At 57.7% G+C, this 16,031-nt stretch carries 17 protein-coding genes and 1 pseudogene; 12 read left to right on the forward strand and 6 right to left on the reverse strand.

Annotated elements, in window-relative coordinates; all coding sequences use genetic code 11:
* Positions 1-48 precede the first annotated feature (48 nt).
* Positions 49-328 (forward strand): annotated as a pseudogene (locus V8P77_RS13800) (hypothetical protein).
* Between the two features lie 32 nt (positions 329-360).
* On the opposite strand, the gene V8P77_RS13805 reads toward V8P77_RS13800, so the two are convergent.
* Positions 361-1,251 (reverse strand): helix-turn-helix domain-containing protein, encoded by an 891-nt coding sequence (locus V8P77_RS13805; RefSeq protein WP_335912982.1) that lies wholly within the window; start codon positions 1,249-1,251, stop codon positions 361-363.
* A 128-nt stretch (positions 1,252-1,379) separates the two neighbouring features.
* Here V8P77_RS13805 and pobA point away from each other — a divergent pair, with 128 nt between their 5' ends.
* The 7 genes from pobA to V8P77_RS13840 all read left to right on the forward strand — a co-directional run bounded on the left by pobA (position 1,380) and on the right by V8P77_RS13840 (position 8,577).
* The gene (pobA, locus tag V8P77_RS13810; RefSeq protein WP_335912983.1) at positions 1,380-2,552 is read left to right on the forward strand and encodes a 4-hydroxybenzoate 3-monooxygenase; all 1,173 of its coding nucleotides are present in this window, start codon (positions 1,380-1,382) and stop codon (positions 2,550-2,552) included.
* A gap of 209 nt (positions 2,553-2,761) precedes the next feature.
* Positions 2,762-3,934 (forward strand): ABC transporter substrate-binding protein, encoded by a 1,173-nt coding sequence (locus V8P77_RS13815; protein ID WP_335912984.1) that lies wholly within the window; start codon positions 2,762-2,764, stop codon positions 3,932-3,934.
* 75 nt (positions 3,935-4,009) lie between these two features.
* The gene (locus tag V8P77_RS13820) at positions 4,010-4,873 is read left to right on the forward strand and encodes a branched-chain amino acid ABC transporter permease (protein WP_335912985.1); all 864 of its coding nucleotides are present in this window, start codon (positions 4,010-4,012) and stop codon (positions 4,871-4,873) included.
* Between the two features lies 1 nt (position 4,874).
* On the forward strand, positions 4,875-5,879 hold the full coding sequence (locus V8P77_RS13825) for a branched-chain amino acid ABC transporter permease (RefSeq protein WP_335912986.1): 1,005 nt from the start codon (positions 4,875-4,877) through the stop codon (positions 5,877-5,879).
* Positions 5,876-6,640 carry an ABC transporter ATP-binding protein gene (locus V8P77_RS13830; RefSeq protein WP_335912987.1) on the forward strand — a complete coding sequence of 255 codons (765 nt, stop codon included), beginning with the start codon at positions 5,876-5,878 and terminating at the stop codon, positions 6,638-6,640. The genes V8P77_RS13825 and V8P77_RS13830 overlap by 4 nt, the downstream gene beginning before the upstream one ends.
* Entirely contained in the window at positions 6,621-7,337 is a 717-nt protein-coding gene (locus tag V8P77_RS13835; protein WP_335912988.1) for an ABC transporter ATP-binding protein, read from the forward strand. Before V8P77_RS13830 ends, V8P77_RS13835 begins: the two co-directional genes overlap by 20 nt.
* A gap of 406 nt (positions 7,338-7,743) precedes the next feature.
* Entirely contained in the window at positions 7,744-8,577 is an 834-nt protein-coding gene (locus V8P77_RS13840; RefSeq protein WP_373694595.1) for a cadherin-like domain-containing protein, read from the forward strand.
* 625 nt (positions 8,578-9,202) lie between these two features.
* Here V8P77_RS13840 and V8P77_RS13845 read toward each other — a convergent pair.
* Positions 9,203-10,057, reverse strand: a complete 855-nt coding sequence (locus V8P77_RS13845; RefSeq protein WP_335912989.1) for a ParB N-terminal domain-containing protein — start codon at positions 10,055-10,057, stop codon at positions 9,203-9,205.
* Positions 10,058-10,319: 262 nt separating this feature from the next.
* Here V8P77_RS13845 and V8P77_RS13850 point away from each other — a divergent pair, with 262 nt between their 5' ends.
* The 4 genes from V8P77_RS13850 to V8P77_RS13865 all read left to right on the forward strand — a co-directional run bounded on the left by V8P77_RS13850 (position 10,320) and on the right by V8P77_RS13865 (position 12,374).
* Positions 10,320-10,769: a hypothetical protein gene (locus tag V8P77_RS13850; protein ID WP_335912990.1), complete on the forward strand. Its 450-nt coding sequence runs from the start codon at positions 10,320-10,322 to the stop codon at positions 10,767-10,769.
* A gap of 53 nt (positions 10,770-10,822) precedes the next feature.
* Complete coding sequence (locus tag V8P77_RS13855) at positions 10,823-11,113, forward strand: CopG family transcriptional regulator (RefSeq protein ID WP_335912991.1); 291 nt, start codon at positions 10,823-10,825, stop codon at positions 11,111-11,113.
* Complete coding sequence (locus V8P77_RS13860) at positions 11,110-11,694, forward strand: hypothetical protein (protein WP_335912992.1); 585 nt, start codon at positions 11,110-11,112, stop codon at positions 11,692-11,694. Before V8P77_RS13855 ends, V8P77_RS13860 begins: the two co-directional genes overlap by 4 nt.
* Positions 11,695-11,999: 305 nt before the next feature.
* On the forward strand, positions 12,000-12,374 hold the full coding sequence (locus V8P77_RS13865; protein WP_335912993.1) for a thermonuclease family protein: 375 nt from the start codon (positions 12,000-12,002) through the stop codon (positions 12,372-12,374).
* A 50-nt stretch (positions 12,375-12,424) separates the two neighbouring features.
* Here V8P77_RS13865 and V8P77_RS13870 read toward each other — a convergent pair whose 3' ends face one another.
* The 4 genes from V8P77_RS13870 to V8P77_RS13885 form a co-directional block, all read right to left on the reverse strand.
* Positions 12,425-13,021: a hypothetical protein gene (locus tag V8P77_RS13870; protein ID WP_335912994.1), complete on the reverse strand. Its 597-nt coding sequence runs from the start codon at positions 13,019-13,021 to the stop codon at positions 12,425-12,427.
* A 72-nt stretch (positions 13,022-13,093) separates the two neighbouring features.
* Positions 13,094-13,318 carry a hypothetical protein gene (locus V8P77_RS13875; RefSeq protein WP_221966337.1) on the reverse strand — a complete coding sequence of 75 codons (225 nt, stop codon included), beginning with the start codon at positions 13,316-13,318 and terminating at the stop codon, positions 13,094-13,096.
* Positions 13,319-13,721: 403 nt separating this feature from the next.
* Entirely contained in the window at positions 13,722-14,150 is a 429-nt protein-coding gene (locus tag V8P77_RS13880) for a DUF1515 domain-containing protein (RefSeq protein ID WP_335912995.1), read from the reverse strand.
* 19 nt (positions 14,151-14,169) lie between these two features.
* The gene (locus V8P77_RS13885) at positions 14,170-16,029 is read right to left on the reverse strand and encodes a hypothetical protein (protein WP_335912996.1); all 1,860 of its coding nucleotides are present in this window, start codon (positions 16,027-16,029) and stop codon (positions 14,170-14,172) included.
* Positions 16,030-16,031 lie beyond the last annotated feature (2 nt).

Below are 16,031 nucleotides of genomic sequence, written 5' to 3' on the forward strand. Positions count from 1 at the left end.
GTCGGCGGAGATCATCCGGCGGAAACAATCGTCAAGCAAAGTCTAAAGTTGGTGAAAACCCTCGGCGCACTGTTCCTGCAAGACCGCATCGTAAGCTATGTGTCTCGAGGCAAGCTTCAAGGCCGTCGACCGAGGAAACGACATGAAAAGTTTCGCTGCCACGCTTACCGCCGCCCGGCTGGAAAAGGCGCTCGCCTTCTACATGACGCCCGAAGCCCAGCGCGATGGCTCAGACGATGCCGTCAAGTCAGCTGAGCAACGAGACGCATACGAGACCCGCGCCGGCGAACGCGCCCGCGACACGGAAGAGGGCGTCGAAGCCTGGTAGGGTAGTTGCGCCCCGCAACCATTGCGTGTTTCCTATACACCCTCAAGTCGAACCTTCTCCTTCATGCGCCAGACCCGCGGCGTTTCTCCGGTGTATTTAACGAAGAAGCGCGAGAAATAGGCGGGGTCGGCAAAGCCGAGCCGAAATCCGATCTCCTGAACGCTGCCCAGCGTAAAAACCAGCTGGCGTTTCGCCTCTTCGACGAGTTTGCCGGCGATCAATTCATGCGGGGTGTTGCCGGTCATCGACCGGACGATACGGGTGAGATGTGTCGGCGAAAGCCCAAGCTCCCTGGCGTAGAAGGACGCGGGCTTGTGTGACCGAAAATGTTGCTGGATGAGTTCGCTCAGCGTTTCCATCCGCCGCTCGTTCTCGTTTGCCGGAAGCTCTTGCGCATTCCCCTCATGGGAAATCCTCGCCGTCAGCCGCAGCGCCAAGGCGACATAGGCGGCCAAGGCCTCGTTGCGGCCGCTGCGGCGGTTTTCGAATTCGTCGCCCAGCCGTCTCAACGTCTGCATGACATAGGCAGCCTCGGCATTATCGGGATCGAGCGACGTCAGATGCGGCGTCGCCAGCCATTCGCCGAGGTGGCTTCGGTCACCGGGCGGGTGGCTGAGATGGGATCTCAACAGGGTGATCACCAAGCCGTCGATATCGCGTGAAAAACGAAAGCCGTGTTTGAGCCCGGGCGGCACGGTGATGATTGCCGGCGGACGGATGGCATGGCTCCTTTCGCCGAAGATCGCATCGCCCGAACCGCCTTCAATGTACAATATCTGAAAGAAACTCTCGTGACGATGCGGGCGGATCTCCCACTGATGCAAGCTGCTACGGGAGCGAATTGTTTCGCAATGTAACCAAAAATCGGGCTTTCGCCCGGTATTCTCACCGTAGAGTTCGTAGGTAGGGACATGTCTGCTCATAGGGCTCTCCGGAGGCTCCTCCCGCACTAATGTTCGATTAGTGCAATTTTTAGGTCGGGATGTCCATTGCTGTGGCAGGGACGACACGGCAGAATCTGGCAAAACGCAAAAATGCAGGGAGGAAGCATTTGCGAACTCAGGTCGCCATCATCGGTTCGGGCCCATCCGGCCTGCTGCTCGGCCAGCTTCTGACCGAAGCCGGCATCGACAATGTCATTCTCGATCGTGTGAACAAGGACTACATCCTCGGCCGGGTTCGTGCCGGCGTTCTGGAGGAAGGCACCGTCGGGCTGCTGGATCAGGCAAAAGCCGGGACGCGGCTGCACGCCGAAGGCCTGCCGCATGACGGTTTCTCATTGGCCTTCGACGGACGCGGCCATCGCATCGACCTCCACGAATTGACCGGCGGCAGGCGCGTGACGGTTTATGGACAGACCGAGGTGACACGCGATCTCATGGAGCGGCGTGAAGAAAGCGGCTCCCTGTCGATCTACGATGCCGTCGATGTCGCGCCGCAAGATTTCGACGACCATTCTCCCTTCGTCACCTATGTGAAAGACGGTGTTGCCAAGCGCATCGATTGCGACTTCATCGCCGGCTGCGACGGGTTTCACGGCGCCAGCCGCAAGGCCGTCCCGGAACGGGCGATCAGGAGTTTCGAGAAGGTCTATCCCTTCGGCTGGCTGGGGGTCCTTGCCGATGTGGCGCCTGTCAGTCATGAGCTGATCTACGCCAACCATCCAAGGGGCTTTGCGCTCTGTTCGATGCGCTCGGCCACCCGCAGTCGCTACTACATCCAATGCGCGCTCGACGAGAAGATCGAGGACTGGAGCGACGATCGCTTCTGGGACGAGTTGAGACGGCGTCTGCCGGTGCATCACGCCGAGGCCTTGGCGACCGCGCCGTCCTTCGAGAAATCGATCGCGCCGCTGCGCTCCTTCGTCACTGAGCCGATGCGTTTCGGCCGGCTTTTCCTGGTCGGCGACGCCGCCCATATCGTTCCGCCGACCGGCGCCAAGGGACTGAACCTTGCGGCCAGCGACGTTCATTATCTTTTCTCCGGGCTGATCGAGCATTACCGCGAGGGATCGGATGGCGGCATCGACTCCTACTCGCAAAAGGCGCTCGCCCGCGTGTGGAAAGCCGTGCGGTTTTCCTGGTGGATGACGACGATGATGCATCGTTTTCCGGATACCGGGGATTTCGACCAGAAGATCCAGGAGGCGGAGCTCGACTATCTCACCCATTCCCGCGCCGCCTCGACGGCGCTTGCGGAGAACTATGTGGGACTGCCATTCTGATAGGAGTGTCTGAGGTGGGCCATGGACCAGAATTCGACCGTAGAACCGGCCGCCGATAGTTCCACTCCTCGACATACAATCATAATTGTACAGTTATGGATTACGGTATTTATTTCATTTTACATCACCATTTCGCATGACAGGTTAGCGCTAAATTTTTAGCGGCTAGCGAATACGGCGCTGGAGCGCGCCAAAAAGGGAGAGAGAGAATGAAGAAACTATTTCTGGCCGCCATTGCGGCAGTCGCCATTGGCACGAGCGCCTCTGCCGACACCATCAAAGTCGGGGTCATCGGTCCGTTCTCCGGTCCGTTCGCGCTGCAAGGCAAGAACTTCAAGGCCGGCATCGACGCCTATATGGCGGTCAACGGCAACAAGGTCGGCAACGACACGGTTGAGATCGTCTATCGCGACGTGCCGCAGGCCGATCCCGCCCAATCCAAGGCGTTGGCGCAGGAACTGATCGTCAAGGAAAAGGTCCAGTATCTCGCCGGCTTTTATTTCACCCCCGATGCCATGGCGGTGACGCCGATCCTGAAGCAGGGCAATGTGCCGATGGTCATCATGAACGCCGCCACCTCGGCGATCGTCACCAAGAGCCCGCTGGTCGTCCGCACCTCGTTCACCACCTGGCAGACCTCGACGCCGATCGCCAAGGTCGCCGTCGAAGCCGGTGTCAAGAAGGTGATTTCGGTCGTCAGCGATTACGGCCCCGGCATCGATGCCGAGAACGCTTTCAAGGCCGGCTTCGAAAAGGCCGGCGGCCAGGTGGTCGAGGCGATCCGAATGCCGCTTGCGACCAACGACTTCAGCCCCATCATGCAGCGCATCAAGGATTCCGGCGCTGAGGGCGTGTTCGCCTTCCTGCCCTCCGGTCCGACGACGCTCGGCTTCGTCAAGGCTTACAACGACAATGGCCTGAAGGCTGCAGGCATCAAGTTCTTCGCGCCGGGTGACCTCACGCAGGAATCCGATCTGCCGGCGCTCGGCGATGCCGCACTCGGGATCCAGACGACCTTCCACTACGCCGTGTCGCACGATTCTCCCGAGAACAAGGCTTTTGTCGAGGCGGCAACCAAAGCGATCGGCAACAAGGCCGAACTCTCCTTCCCCTCAGTCAGCGCCTATGATGGCATGTACGTCATCTACAAGATGATCGAGGCGACGGGCGGCAAACAGGATGCCGAGAAGGCCGTCGATGCGGTCAAGGGCCTTGCCTGGACAAGCCCGCGCGGCCCGGTTTCGATCGATCCGGAAAGCCGTCACATCACGCAGAACATCTATCTGCGCGAAGTCGTCAAGGCCGATGATGGGACCTACATCAACAAGGAGGTCCAGACTTTCGAGAAGCAGGGCGATCCGGGTCTGGCGGCCGTCAAGTAACATCGAGCGTCAAGACATGCGACGGGTTTGGCGTACGATCAGGCCGAGCCCGTCGCTTGGAAGCAAGGTATTTCCATGCAGACAGTCTTCAGCATAGCCGTCGACGCGCTTGCCTATGGCATGGTGCTCTTCGTTATATCGATCGGCCTTTCGGTAACCATGGGGCTGATGCGTGTCGTCAACCTCGCCCATGGCGCCTTCGCGATGATCGGCGGCTATATCGCCTCCTATGTCGCACGCGACCTCGGCCTCGGTTATGCCGTGGCGGTTCTCGCCGCCGTTGTCGTCACGATCGTCGTCGCCATTCCGATCGAGCGTTTTCTTTACCGGCGGATTTACGGCGCGCCGGAACTGACCCAGGTGCTGATGACGATCGGCATCACCTTCTGCGTCATCGGCATCGCCAATTATACAATGGGGCCGACGCTGAAGACCATTCCGCTTGCCGGTGCGCTGCAGGGATCGGCCGATCTCGGCTTCCGCACCGTTCCCGTTCACCGGCTTTTCGTCATCCTCTGCGGCCTCGCCGTGGCGCTCGCCCTCTGGTTTACGATCGACAGGACCAGCTTCGGCGTCAAGCTGCGCGCCTCCGTCGATGATGCGGCAATGGCTGCAGCACTCGGCGTGCGCACCGAGATCATCTATGCGGTGAGTTTTGCCGTTGCCGTCGGACTTGCCGCCTTCGGCGGCGTGGTCGGGGCCGAACTCCTGCCCGTCGAACCCTATTACGCGCTGCGCTACATGGTGACCTTCCTGGTCGTCGTCTCCGTCGGCGGGGCGGGCTCCATTCCAGGTGCACTGATCGCCTGTTTGCTGTTGGGCGCGATCGATACGACAGGACGGTATCTGATGCCGGAATTCGGCGAATTCTTCTTCTATCTCGCCGTGATCGCAATCATCTGCATCTTCCCGCGCGGCCTTGCCGGAAGGGCGAAATAAGATGGCGCTTGTCATGAACAACGAAAACGAAGGTCTACAGCATCGCCGCGGGTTTATCGGCCACGATCTTATCGGACTAGCGGTCATCATAGCCATTGCCGCGATCGGCTATTTCGCCTTCCCCGATAATCTCGCCCTTCTGACCCGGATGATCACGATCGCGCTGCTCGTCCTGTCGCTCGATCTCGTGACCGGTTATTGCGGCGTCGCAACGCTCGGCCATGCAGCGCTTTTCGGCTCCGGCGCCTATGCCGCCGGGATCCTGTCGGCGCATTACGGCATCAATGATCCGCTGCTGATGATGCTGGCCGGCATCGTCGGCGGCGCGATTGCCGGGCTGCTCTGTGGCGCCATCATCCTGCGTGCGCATGGACTGCCGCAGCTGGTGCTGTCGATTGCGCTGATCAACCTCTTCCATGAATTCGCCAACAAGGCTTCGTCATGGACAGGCGGCAGCGACGGACTTTCCGGCATTGCGCCGGACCCGGTCTTCGGCCTCTTCGAATTCGATCTCTACGGTCACACCGCCTTCTTCTTCGGAATGGCGCTGCTGCTGATCGTCTTCGTGCTGCTACGGTTTCTGGTCCGCTCGCCCTTCGGCATGCTCTGCCGCGCCATCAAGCAGGATCCGCTGCGCATCCGCGCCATGGGCGCTTCGCCGAAGGCAGCTCTCATCAGGATGTACGCAATATCAGGCGCCGTTGCCGGTGTCGGCGGCGCCTTGAACGCGATTTCGACACAGGTCGTCGGCCTCGACAGCCTGTCTTTCACGCAGTCGGCCGAAGCGCTTGTCATGCTGGTCCTCGGCGGCACCGGTTCTCTCTTCGGAGCACTTTCCGGCACTGTCATCTTCATGCTCTTCGAGGACTATGTCTCCGCCGCCAATCCCTTCCATTGGCTGACCATGGTCGGCGCGCTGCTGATCGCCGTCGTGCTCTTTGCGCCGAAAGGTCTCTATGGCACGGCCGCAGCCTTCGTTGGCCGCCGCAGGGAGCAGCGCTCATGAGCCCGGTCTTCGAAGTCGCCAATCTCAAGAAAGCCTTCGGCGGCCTTGCCGTCACCAATAATGTTTCGCTCACGATGTCGCCTGGCGATCGCATCGCGCTGATCGGCCCGAATGGCGCCGGCAAGACCACTTTCGTCAACCTCGTGACCGGTAATCTCCCGCCCGATTCCGGCGAGGTTCGCCTCGGCGGCGAGGTGGTGACGAAGGTCAATGCGATCGGCAGGGTCAGGCGCGGCCTTGTCCGCTCCTTTCAGGTGACGCGGCTCTTCCAGGACATGACGCCGGCCGAACATGTGGGACTTGCCGTCCTTCAGCGCGACGGAAAGACCGGGCACATGTTCGGCAATTTCCTGCGTATGCCCGACGTCATGGCCGAGGTCGATGATCTCCTCGGCAAGCTCGGACTGGCTTTCCTGATGCATCGCAAGGTCAGCGAGATCGCCTATGGCCAGCAGCGGCTTCTCGAGATCGCCGTGGCGCTGGCATTGAAGCCGAAAGTCCTGCTGCTCGACGAGCCGGCTGCCGGCGTGCCGCAGAGCGACACCGGCCGCATCGAGCAGGCGCTCGCCGATCTGCCTGCCGATCTCGCCGTGCTGATGATCGAACACGACATGGATCTCGTCTTCCGTTTTGCCAAACGCGTCATCGTTCTTGCATCAGGCGCGATCATCTTCGATGGCCTGCCGGAAGACGTCACCAAGGATGCGCGTGTGCGCGAGGCCTATCTCGGGAGCTATGCCAATGCCAGCCCTGTCGCTTGAGGTAGAGAACCTGTCGGCCGGATATGGGCCGACGAGAGTGCTCGAAGGCATTTCCTTCTCCGTGCCGGCAGGTGCCCGGCTTGCCGTGCTCGGCCGCAACGGCATGGGCAAGACCACGCTGCTCGCAACGCTTGCCGGCCAGACCCGGCGATACGAGGGCAACATCCGCCTCGGCGATTCGGATGTCACGACGGCACCGAGCGCTGCACGTGCGCATAAGGGCCTCGGATATGTGCCGCAGACACGCTGCGTCTTCCCGACGCTGACGGTCGAAGAAAACCTTTTCGTCGGCTTGAAGGCGCGGCCGAAAACGGCGCTGGAGGAAGCCTATGCGATGTTCCCGCGCCTCAAGGAGCGGCGCCGCAACCTCGGCAGCCAGCTTTCCGGCGGCGAGCAGCAGATGCTCTCCACGGCCCGCACCATTCTCGGCCGCCCCTCCGTCCTGCTGCTCGACGAACCGCTGGAGGGCCTGGCACCCGTTATCTGCGAGGAACTGATGGCGGCCTTCGCCGACCTCGCCAAGACGGGAGACATGACCATCCTGCTGGTCGAGCAGCGCATCCAGAGCGCGCTCGATTTCGCCGATCAGGTCGTCATTCTCGAACGCGGCAGACTGGCCTGGACCGGAACGCCGGAAAATCTCACCAGGGATCACGAGGCTGTCGAGGGCCTGCTCGGGGTCGGCGGCCTGCATTGATGGGATGATCGGCAGAAGCTCAGGCTCTGCTGATTGCCCCCTTTCGCCTTCAAGATTGCTCTTGGCGCGCCGAGCAATTCATGCAGTATATCGTCATGACGACGTCGTGATTGACCGGTCATTATTATCTTGCCCGAAAGTTTTCCGCTGGCCGAGTTGATGGATCGCCTGAAAAGGCGAGAAACACCATGATCGATGAAGCGGCAGCAACGTAAGACCAGAGGTAAATCCTGGTTCATAAACAGGATCGACGTTTATGCCGCTCCCTTTACTTGCATAGTTGAGCTGTAATCGACCGGAATCTGTGACGCTGACCGGTGGAATTGCTCTGACGCTCCATCAATTTCGGTTGCCAGACACCCTATAGGGTTGCATAGTCGAACAAAACATCACACGGGAGGTAGAAATGGCAAACCACAAGCCGGTCGCAGGTGACGTATACCAGCCTATTTTCAACATCGACAATCCGATCGACGGCAACATCCTGGACAATACCAGTTCCACGGATGCCGACGGAGATCAGGTACGTCTCAACTTCGTCAATGGACAGCGAATTCCGCAACCGGCCGATCCGTACGGGCCTGCCACGACCACCACAGTCGAGGGAAAATACGGCACTCTGACCGTCTATTCCAACGGAAACTACACATATGAGCTCGATCACACCAACCCGGTGGTAGCAGCGCTCGGCCCGGGAGACCAACTCGTCGACCAGTTCAATTTCAAGATCTCGGATGGCAAGGGCGCCACCGACTTCGGCTTGCTCAACATCGCGGTCGACCTGCCGGAACGCGGCGACGTCTTCGTCAATTTCGAGGATGTCGGCAACCACGACTTCCCGACGGGCTACAAAGGCTTCGATTGGGGCGCTTGGTACGATGGTGACGACGCGACTGTGCGGGAGGAAGCGGATGGCAACCACTATCTGGGAGGAGGCGTGTTCTGGACACCCATCCAAGCCGCCGATGGCGGCAACTTTCAGATCGAGCAATTCAGTGTCGCAAACGGCACGTCGGACTATGACAATGTTCTGACGATCGAAGGTAAGCTGGACGGCGATACCGTATTCTTGGTCACGGTCAACGTCACCGCCGACAGCATTCATGACCCGCAAGTGATCGATCTCAGCGCCTACGGCGAAATCGACTCTCTCGTGCTCGACACCGAACCCGTCATCAACGAAACGAGCGGCCCGGATTATTACGGCGCGCAATACGACAACTTTCATTTCATCGTTTGATTGATAGGGAAAGGGCGCCGCATCACCGAAATCTGTGCACCTTCACCGACTGCGCTCTGCGGCGCCTGTCTGGGTACCAATTTCTTGCGATAGCTGACAGGCCTGCATCTTGCTAGCATAGGATCGTGCGAGGAGGCACGGTTATGCTGGGATGGAGGAAATGATGCAGCCAGTCGGGATCAGGTTAGCGGCGGTCATGTTCTCGCTCGCCGTATGGGCTATTATTATCGCTGTCGCATCTCACTTTTGGGCGACGAAGATGCCTCTATTGCTATTGACGCTCTACAGATAGGCCTGTCCTCGCCGTTGGCGCGAATCCTGCAGATCAGAGCGGACAGTTTTCGGCCCTCGCTACCACGTTTGCCGCTGCTACCAATGTGCTACCACGCCCATAAAAAAGGCTCTTCTCAGAGCCCTAAAAATTGCATTTTATGCAATGAAAACAGATGGTAGCGGAGGTCCGTTCTGGTCACAACAGCCGACAGCATGAACGGACGGAGATCAGCCTGGGAACGTGGCAGATCGAATTGAAACGGGCCATCAAGCAATATCTTGAAAAAACTCGGAAAGCTGCCGCGGCAGACAACGACGACGCCGCGGCAAGTAAGGGTGAACGAAACGGTCGTTAGGCAGCCTGCTTGACGATGGCCCTTCGCTTTTTGCATTTCCTGAACCACGTGATCCCGAGGGCCCTCCAAAATGGCACCTTGTGAGTGGCGGCAAAGAGCTTCGCCTCATCCTCTGCCGTAAATAGCAGGTCGATGATGGCATCGGTCAGGTCTTCTGGCGTGATCTTGTCGCAGTATTCCTCGTCGGTGAGGAGCAGCTCGACAGCCTTAATTTGCGGGGCTGTCAACGGACCTCGTTCAGCACTTGCCAAGACCTCCAATATTTCACGCGCGAGCTTCGGGCCGCGCCGGCTGACTAGCGCCTCAATCTGCTTGATCGCAATCGTCTGACGGCTACCGGTTCCAGTATACGCGTTGGTGGTCTTCAAAACCTTCACGCCAGCTCTGGTGCAGACGAGTTCCAATGTCTGGGCGTCCTCGTCTGCAGCCGCCAATGCTGCCTGGTGAAGCTGCAGCGTTGTCACACCGAGACGGTCTGTATTCTGGCCGATAAAGGCCCTCGCCTGAGCTACGGTGCTTTCTGCCTCAACGATCATGACCGGGATCTTGTCGATGTGCGGGTTCGACGCCGCGGCGATCGCCGTGTGCTGCCCGTCCAGAACCTTGAGGATCGTCTGCCCGTCGCACTGCGAGTATGCGCAAATTGGAGGTTTGAATTTTACCCAATCGAAGCCTTCGATGATGCGCCTGATCTGGCGAGCGCCCTTCTCGCTGATGTTCCGCTGATAGGCGGGGTCCACATAAAGGTCTGTCGGCTTTATCAGTTCGAATATTGGCATACCTGTCGGCGGGGCCTGGGGCTCTAACCCTGAGATTCCAACGGGGGCTAGTGGCCGAATGTTTTCCTGCATCGTCTGTTCCTCAGGTCAGTTATCGAGATGAGGACTTGATACAGGTGGCCGGGTCTGTCTCGTTCAGAGGAGTTCACGTGAGGCTTTCGGAAGCCATAACATCCACAGGCCCCTGTGCGAGCATGGAGCAAACGGTGGAAAAGGGTTTGGCTACGGCCTGAAGAGGCATGCACTCTAAAGCTGCGTTAACGATACATTAACATGCAATTTGACGTCGAACCGAATTCTGCAATGTTAGTAGCGGGCAAACTGAGGGTCATCCGTGAAATCAAGCCTGTTTAACTGGCGTAGACTGATCGCCGTGGCAATCAGCTTAGGTTTGGCAGGGGCAGTTCCTGCCCACGCGGAAACTCTGTTATGTGTTGAGGATGTTGCTGGAGGTCTCAGATTCGTTGACGGACAATGGCAGGGCGTGAAGTTCAAAACAGGCGCGACGCAATACGCAATTACAGCTCCGGCCAGCGACCCTTTAATTTATCAGGTGAAGCAGATCGGTAAGGATGACGTTCAATTCACCTGCAGCCGCTTAAAGTTTGATAACGGCATGCTTAGCGACCAGATTTCTTGCGGGGGATTGGGCTGGGGAATGATAATAAATTTTGCCAAACTGCGATATGTTGAAGTGTATAGCTTAGGCTACATAGATGATGACCGTTCTGGGCAGAACACCCCTTCGATCACTGGCGGAAAATGCTCAACCATCAGCCCTTGAGGCTAGCTCAGACCAATGTTTTCTGGCCTGTTTCATATGAAGTGAACCCACTGATGACCTCGCCCGACACCGCCGCCCTCCTCGAGGACGCCGCCGACCGCATCGCAGATATTTCGCGAGCGGATCTGCAGATCATGCTTCGTCGGGCCGCGCTACGGCTGCGCAACGCCGGCGCCGTCTCGATGGAGGATGACGTCGAGGACGCCTTGCGCGACCTAGCCGGCGAGCTCGGCAAGACGCGTAACGACATGATCAGGTTCATCGTCCGGGAGTGGATGGAGAAGAATACCTATCTGCCGGTGCACCAGCTGGACGAAGACGGCGATGTGGATGGGTCAGCATGAGCCCGTCGCGAGGTCTGGAAATGAGAATCCTGATAGTTGTGCTGGCATTCTGCTTTGCTGTACCCGCAGCAGCGAGTACGCTTGAACTCGACAAGGCAGTAATGTCCGCTACCCACTTTGGGATGACGCCAATGGATGTTGCTGATCGCAGAGCACTCGCCCAGGCCGGACTTGCGTATTGGGAGAGCTTTGATAGCCGAATCCCACGGAACTCTCCGACAGTAATGGATTGGCTGAAAAAGGAGATGAACACTACCGATAGCGTTCGTATCCATCGGATCACTGCCACATCTGAGTATGCACTGTGGGAGCTTTCGGAGACGTCAACGCTCTGTGTTGATTTATTTCGATCGGCCAATGAGTTGGTGGGTCTTGGGGCCTTCAACGAACTATACATATGGACCAAGACGCTGGGCTGTTATGTTTCTCGGAGCGACCTTCTTTTACATTTGAAGCGGGCCGGTCTTTCCGACGGAAAGGAAGATGGTCTCTTCAGCCTTCAGCATTTTGGCATCTACCACAAGGAGATCACCGGTATCGTGGCTAATACGCTCCTGGATGAAGCTCGCGGCTCGAAGTAGCGAGAAGGCCTTATATGCGGAGGCGCTGCCGATAGCTCGATCGGCGCTCTAAAGCCTCAGCGGTTGAGGCAGTTTTCGGGAGATTTTATGCATCAGCGAATAGACCTAATCGATAAGGGCAATAGTCTCAGAGACCAGCTCCGCTTGATTGAGATGGCGGCCCACGCAATCGACGATCGAGACCAACGAAGCGCGCTCATAGGAGGCTGTGAGCAGGCAAGGGAATATATGGAAGAGCTGCTCGCGATGATGCGAAGCATTCCGAGGGGCGAGCCAATCATGGCGACGAACGAATAGATACTGCGATGATTGCAGGATTGATTATCTGCACATCGTTGACCGTCGTCGACGGCGACACGGTGAAATGCGATGGGCAGAACATGCGACTGCTGGGGGAAGGTGTTCCGTTCGTCTCAGGCATCGATACACCGGAGATCGGATCGCACGCGAAGTGCATCAAGGAACGGAAAATGGCGCTGATCGCCAAGGGCCGTCTGAAAGAGCTTTTGGCGGAAAAAGGATTGCGTGTCGTAATGAGCGGCGCAGTCGACAAGACGCCGTCGCACCGACCGCTCGTCAACATCTATCGAACGAATGGAGAAGAGATCGGCAAGAAGTTGCTCGGCGAAGGTTTTGCAAGGACATGGAGCCCGAAGAAGCGGAACGACTGGTGCACCTGAACATCAATCGTCCGAACGCGTCCCGTCTATCAACCAATACTCACTTGCATCTAGAATTTACTTATATTGTGATAAGCTTCGGCCCAACTATCGTCCATTACTAGGGCAACATATTCAATTGGCAAATCGACTTCATCTGCAATTTCTGCGAGCGAGATTTTGTCATCTTGGTATGGCGCGAGATACAGTTCTCTGGTTGCCCAAGGGAAAAGGATTGCAAGGGCCTTCCAAATCGCAAGACGATCGCTCCAGACCCGCGCACCATCGGCAACATCAACCATGTCGGGTGGAAGCACAATTTTTTCAATTAAGCGGTTTAACGCGAGTTCATTGCTCACGCGATGTTCGATCGCATCCAAAATATGGATTAATTCCTTGCAGCATATGAGTCTCTGCCAAGAAGTAGGCAGGCTGTCAGCATATTGGACACTTATATGTGTCCGGATCTGCTCATCGCCGAAGGGTATGTCTTCCCATTGGACCATCATACCCCGGTAGATGCCTACATCGATGACGTCATCGGGCATCGGCCAGAAGAACACGTCAAAGTTGGTATGTTGTTGCAGGAGAACCACAACGTCATCCTGGACGTCAATTGGTACAATTTCGGCAACCGAAAAATGCGCTATGAGATCTCTGACGTCCATGTGCCTGCTCTAGATACGAAAAAGGGCTCTTATGAAAGAGCCCTTCCATTGATTCTTTATTTGAAGCAAGGATTACAAATTTGCAACACGCTCTCGTACATTTACCTTAGGTTTTGTACTACGCGGAGCTTCACCCCTGCGAATATGTGGGTTTGCGCGCTGGAATTCGGCGGCGGCACAAAGCTTCGCACGGAATTCCTCTGGCGTGATATAGCGGTTATCACCCCTGAAAAACTTTACGTTGACGAGCTTCATGCCTGGGCGTTCAGGATGCAGGCAATCCTCAATGCTGGTCATAGACATGCTCTCCATTTAGTGGCCTCTCTGCAGAAAACCTCTGATTCACCATTGTTCAAAGGTTTTAAGAATTCGTTAATATGTGAGGTGTACGCGGCAAATTAAAGGCGTTCAGCGCGCCTTAGCATAAAATTTCCGCTTGTCAACTCTCCCATATTCTTGAATACGACGATACCCTACGATTGTGGTCCGGTCTAGACCCGATTTTGGCCCTGCGACAATTGTGGCTATTTTTCGACTCCAGTCCTCGCCTCTTCTACACGATCGTAACTTGCGCGATGCTTATGTGTTCCCAATTACTTCAGCTCCGAAAGCTGATTTGGCGTAAGAACAGACAGATCGGCGCCGTCTCTCTCCCAATAGTGATGTGGAGACGTACCAAGCGAATAGTAGAGCAGCATACTTAGTTGATCTTCAACCAGTGACGAAGCGCCGCCACGGCGCCGTCGCTCACATAGGCGACAACCCCGCCGACGGTTAGGCCGGCAAAGGCAATGAGCCCTGAGATGCCGTAGCCGAGGGTTTTCATTTTTTTCCACTCTTCAAGGGTAGGAGCGACCGCTTCGTGGTTCTTCTCGACGGTCTCCTTGAGGGTTTTGATTTCCTCTCGGATCTGCGCGTCTACCCCGGCGCTGATGGCGACCGTCGTGTCAAAGCGGTAGATCTGCTTTGCCTGCTCATCAAGGCGCCGGTGAATTACGGACCGGCTTTCGTGAGCATTATCCTTCTCGTCACTCAGCTCGTCGCGAAGGTGAGAAACGCTGTCCTCGATACCAGTCAATCTGCCTTCGACCCGACCGAGCGCGCGAAGGATGTCGTCATTGGATGCCATTATATCGACGCCTGCCTGTCTATGGATTGAACTTCAGCTTTTCGGATTGGGAAACCCCGTTGGCGATGCGGTCAATCATGACGGGCTGGGGGTGCACCATGGACGCCGGCGTGCTTTCCCCGATCGCCGCAGCCGGACGCACCACCGTTCCAATCGGCATCACAACCGCACTTGTGCCCTGGTAAGTGATCACGTTTCCAACAATGCTGGCAATGATCTGGGTGCTCAGGCGCGCAACGCCGTCAGGTCCGGAATAGAGGTTTATCGTTTGCTCTGGTCGAAGGAAGCTCGCGTCCGCCACGGTGATAGAGTTGTAGGTCGCAATACCATCCGTGCCGGCCTGGACCGTGAGCGTGGTGCTGGGAAGCTCCAGCATGCTCGGCCACGCACCGCCTTTAGACGGCGACACCCAAGCTGCGTAAGTATCGATTGCCGCGTCGCAGCAGGTCGACGTCTGCGCCATTATATCGTCGTGCAGCCGCCACTTTCCAGACGCGTCCGTTCCATCAGCCGGCCAGACATTGTTTGCCGAATAGGCCTGAAACTCAACCCGTAATCCCAGGTCGCCAAGGCGAATTGTTCCAGTCGCCGGCGACGTTCCGCCCGCGAAATCGTAAGTGAAGGTGTTCGGACCTGTGACGGTGATGACGACGTTGCCGTTGTAAGCGGTCGGCGTTGCCCCGGTGATGCTGACAGTCTGCCCGCTGACGAGGCCCATGGTTCCGGCGGCTATCGTGCCCGTTGCCACGGTCCCTACCGACGTAAGGGTGATGGTCTTCTGGATATCGGTGCGCCCCAGCGGCGGGAACGCGACGATGCGAACGCCAGGATATTCAGCGCGTACGCGGGTAACGTTCGAACGGTAGTTGGTGTTGAACCACGTGTTGTACGAGGTGGATACGTCGTTCTGCCCCAACTGGTTCGCAACAACCGTGAAGGGCCATTCGCCACCGTTGAAGGCGATGATTTCCCGGATGACGTCACGTCGTCGGGTCGCGATCGACGAACCGCTACCAGTATATTCGCGGACCGATCCGGCGCCCGGCATACCAATCAAACAATGCGGGATGCGTCCGGGACCGCCGTCCTTGTCGAGCCAGCGCCGGAACCATCCGAGATTGCCGCGAGTATCGGCCGCTGAGCTGAATTCCTGCCGGCTTTCCCCCAGACTGTCGACAAAGCCAAGGGCGATCGGCCGCCCGTCCCAGTCACCCTTCGCAACCATGAAGTCAGGGCCGTAATACTGCGGCTGCGCCTGCGTGCCATAGCTTGTATCGAGAGAGGCTGTGCTGTCGGCATCCGGCGTAGACATGAACGCTTGCAGGGTTGCGAAGTCACTTGCGCCCCATACGCGTTCGCCCCGGTGCTTCTGGACGCGGTAGACCGGCCAAATCTTTTCGCTGACGGCGGTATGATAGAAGGTCCATAGTTCGATCGCGCTTTCAGGATCGATGTCTGGGGTGGTTAGAGGATCAGTCCATATGCCGTTGGTCTGGTCGGCGACGGTCGTGGTGTTTGACGCATTGAACTGCAATTGGCGGAAGACACCGTCAAGCGCTCGCATGAACATCGCGTCTACGACAACCGAGTTTCCCGGTGTGCCGATCGTGCCGGTCACGATTGTTTCCTGTGGAGAGTTGCCCCCCTCCGTCGAGGCGGAGCCTGAAAGATGGAAGCGAAAGGTCCGCGTCTTATATTGCGGCGTGTTGACGACAATCTTGCTGCACACATATTCGGTGCCGGCCGCTGCAGTGACGATGTTGCCTGAGGGCATGCGGTTGCGCGTGGCAAAGAACATGAAACGGTCGGGATCACCGCCGCTTCCGCCCCCGGCATTCAGCATCGGGTTCGTCAAGGCGAGCGAAATTGCATTCATCATCG

The sequence above is a fragment of the Rhizobium aouanii genome (assembly GCF_037002925.1).
Taxonomy (GTDB): domain Bacteria; phylum Pseudomonadota; class Alphaproteobacteria; order Rhizobiales; family Rhizobiaceae; genus Rhizobium; species Rhizobium aouanii.

Bases quoted from the DNA above. Each gene is read 5' to 3' on its own strand.
- V8P77_RS13820 (WP_335912985.1), top strand. From the start codon at position 4,010: ATGCAGACAGTCTTCAGCATAGCCGTCGACGCGCTTGCCTATGGCATG.
- V8P77_RS13875 (WP_221966337.1), bottom strand. From the start codon at position 13,318: ATGACCAGCATTGAGGATTGCCTGCATCCTGAACGCCCAGGCATGAAG.
- V8P77_RS13870 (WP_335912994.1), bottom strand. From the start codon at position 13,021: ATGGACGTCAGAGATCTCATAGCGCATTTTTCGGTTGCCGAAATTGTA.
- V8P77_RS13835 (WP_335912988.1), top strand. From the start codon at position 6,621: ATGCCAGCCCTGTCGCTTGAGGTAGAGAACCTGTCGGCCGGATATGGG.
- V8P77_RS13825 (WP_335912986.1), top strand. From the start codon at position 4,875: ATGGCGCTTGTCATGAACAACGAAAACGAAGGTCTACAGCATCGCCGC.
- V8P77_RS13855 (WP_335912991.1), top strand. From the start codon at position 10,823: ATGACCTCGCCCGACACCGCCGCCCTCCTCGAGGACGCCGCCGACCGC.
- V8P77_RS13845 (WP_335912989.1), bottom strand. From the start codon at position 10,057: ATGCAGGAAAACATTCGGCCACTAGCCCCCGTTGGAATCTCAGGGTTA.
- V8P77_RS13880 (WP_335912995.1), bottom strand. From the start codon at position 14,150: ATGGCATCCAATGACGACATCCTTCGCGCGCTCGGTCGGGTCGAAGGC.
- V8P77_RS13815 (WP_335912984.1), top strand. From the start codon at position 2,762: ATGAAGAAACTATTTCTGGCCGCCATTGCGGCAGTCGCCATTGGCACG.
- V8P77_RS13805 (WP_335912982.1), bottom strand. From the start codon at position 1,251: ATGAGCAGACATGTCCCTACCTACGAACTCTACGGTGAGAATACCGGG.
- V8P77_RS13840 (WP_373694595.1), top strand. From the start codon at position 7,744: ATGGCAAACCACAAGCCGGTCGCAGGTGACGTATACCAGCCTATTTTC.
- V8P77_RS13865 (WP_335912993.1), top strand. From the start codon at position 12,000: ATGATTGCAGGATTGATTATCTGCACATCGTTGACCGTCGTCGACGGC.
- V8P77_RS13830 (WP_335912987.1), top strand. From the start codon at position 5,876: ATGAGCCCGGTCTTCGAAGTCGCCAATCTCAAGAAAGCCTTCGGCGGC.
- V8P77_RS13885 (WP_335912996.1), bottom strand. From the start codon at position 16,029: ATGATGAATGCAATTTCGCTCGCCTTGACGAACCCGATGCTGAATGCC.
- V8P77_RS13860 (WP_335912992.1), top strand. From the start codon at position 11,110: ATGAGCCCGTCGCGAGGTCTGGAAATGAGAATCCTGATAGTTGTGCTG.